Origin of the sequence: Pseudomonas citronellolis, from assembly GCF_029335315.1 — a bacterium.
GTDB lineage: Bacteria > Pseudomonadota > Gammaproteobacteria > Pseudomonadales > Pseudomonadaceae > Pseudomonas > Pseudomonas citronellolis_A.
Map to the genome: position 1 here is coordinate 1 of NZ_JARJLT010000129.1, position 2,342 is coordinate 2,342.

The 2,342-nt window shown below is 68.1% G+C and carries 2 protein-coding genes; one reads left to right on the forward strand and one right to left on the reverse strand.

Features of this window, described 5'->3' with window-relative positions:
* The first annotated feature begins 214 nt into the window (after positions 1–214).
* Positions 215–1,228 (forward strand): ABC transporter substrate-binding protein, encoded by a 1,014-nt coding sequence (locus P3W75_RS10940; RefSeq protein ID WP_276227402.1) that lies wholly within the window; start codon positions 215–217, stop codon positions 1,226–1,228.
* A 178-nt stretch (positions 1,229–1,406) separates the two neighbouring features.
* On the opposite strand, the gene P3W75_RS10945 is transcribed toward P3W75_RS10940, so the two are convergent.
* Positions 1,407–2,276 carry a 3-hydroxybutyryl-CoA dehydrogenase gene (locus P3W75_RS10945; RefSeq protein WP_276227403.1) on the reverse strand — a complete coding sequence of 290 codons (870 nt, stop codon included), beginning with the start codon at positions 2,274–2,276 and terminating at the stop codon, positions 1,407–1,409.
* Between the last annotated feature and the right edge of the window lie 66 nt (positions 2,277–2,342).

Consider the following 2,342-nt stretch of genomic DNA (forward strand, 5'->3'; position numbering starts at 1 on the left):
CCGTCACCTAGTTCGCGGGGGAAGCGGAGGGAGGGTGACGGCCTTGATACTTCAAAACCAGGTGGGCAACACCTGATGGTTAGTAAGTTAGCAAACAATTCGCAGGCTAATGATGAATGCGCTCGATAGTGCATATGGCCCGAAGCGATAGCGGGCCTTCGCGCCGCCGACTTTCTACACTGGAGGGCGAACCCATGGCTGAAGGAACCCTCGCATGCACAGGATCATTCGACGGCTGGGAGCCGCGCTGCTCGCGCTCGGCCTGCTGGGCCAGGGCGCGCAGGCCGCCGAGGAGCGCCCGCCGATCCACTTCGGCGAGCTGACCTGGGAAAGCGGCAGCCTGATCACCGAGGTGCTGCGGCTGATCGTCGAGCGGGGCTACGGCTACCCGACCGACACCTTGCCGGGCAGCACCGTGAGCCTGGAGACGGCGCTGGCGCACAACGATATCCAGGTCATCGGCGAAGAGTGGACCGGGCGCAGCCCGGTCTGGATCAAGGCCGAGGCGCAGGGCAAGGTGTTCGGCCTGGGCGACCTGGTCAAGCACGCCGACGAGGGCTGGTGGGTGCCGGACTACGTGGTCCATGGCGACCCGGCGCGGGGCATCGCCGCCAGCGCGCCGCAGCTGCGCTCGGTGGGCGACCTGGCGCGCTACCGCGAGGTGTTCCGCGACCCGGAGGCGCCGGACAAGGGGCGCTTCCTCAACAGCCCCAGCGGCTGGACCTCGGAGGGCGTCAACTCGCAGAAACTCAAGGCCTACGGCCTGGAAGACAGCTACGTGAACTTCCGCAGCGGCTCGGGCGCAGCCATGGACGCGGAGATCGCCTCGGCTATCCACCGGGGCAAGCCGGTGCTGTTCTACTACTGGTCGCCGACCCCGCTGATGGGCCGCTACAAGCTGCTGCGCCTTGAGGAGCCGCCGTTCGACGCCGAAGCCTGGAAGACCCTGGCCGACCCCGCCAACCCCCATCCGCGCGGCAGCCGCTCGCTGCCGGCGCGGCTGTCGGTGGGCGTCTCGGCGCCGTTCAAGGCGCAGTACCCGGAGCTGGTGGCGTTGTTCGAGAAGGTCGACATCCCCATCGCAACGCTCAATGCCGCCCTGGCGACAATGAACGAAACCCGCCAGGCCCCGCGCGACGCGGCTCGCGCCTTGCTTAAGGCCAACCCGCAGATGTGGCGCGAATGGTTGCCGGCGGAGCGCAGGGAAAAGGTCGAGGCGGGGTTGTGAGGTTTCAGCCGCATTCGCGGAACGACACGGAGGCCCGCGTAGGGCGGATAACCGTTCGCGGTTATCCGCCGAGGGTGCATCGGGGTGGAGGGTGGCGGCGGATAACGTGGAACGTTATTCGCCCTGCGTTTTGCGGGTAGCGTCGAGGGGCGGGAACCGCGGGCCCGCCCACGGGTTTTCAGTAGGTGAAGAAGCCCTGGCCGCTCTTGCGGCCCAGGCGGCCGGCCGCGACCATTTCCTTGAGCAGCGGCGCGGGGCGGTACTTGGAGTCGTCGAAGCCGTCGTAGAGCACCTGCATGATGGCCAGCAGGGTGTCCAGGCCGATCAGGTCGGCCAGGGCCAGCGGGCCGATCGGGTGGTTGCAGCCCAGTTGCATGCCGGCGTCGATGTCGGCGGCGCTGGCCAGGCCTTCCTGCAGCACGAAGATCGCCTCGTTGATCATCGGCACCAGGATGCGGTTCACCGCGAAGCCCGGGGCGTTCTTCACGCTGACCGCGGTCTTGCCCACCAGGGCGGCGAAGGCCATGGCCTTGGCGTGGGTGGCGTCGGCGGTCTGCAGGCCACGGATGACTTCCAGCAGGCCCATCACCGGCACCGGGTTGAAGAAGTGCAGGCCGATGAAGCGCTGCGGGTTGCGCACCACCACCGCCAGTTGGGTGATGGAGATCGACGAGGTGTTGCTGGCGATCACGCAGTCGGGGCCGACCAGCTCGTCGACCTGGCGCAGGATGCGCAGCTTCAGCTCGAGGTTCTCGGTGGCGGCCTCGATCACCAGGTCGGCGTCCTTCAGTGCGGCATAGTCGGTGCCGCCCTCGATGCGCGCGCGGATGCCGGGCTTGTCGGCGGCGGCCAGCCTGTCCTTCTTGATCAGCCGTTCGAGGTTGCCGTCGATGGTCTTCAGGCCGCGTTCGACGGCGGCGTCGGAGACGTCGACCATCGCCACCCGCAGGCCGGCGGCGGCGCACACCTGGGCGATGCCGTTGCCCATGGTGCCGGCGCCGATCACGCCGATCTTGCGGATGTCGAGGGGGGAGTCTTGGGTGCTCATGTCTTGTTCAGTCCTCTCTGGAGTCGAAGCGGGCGGCCCGTGGGCGCCGGCGGCGACGATAGCGCA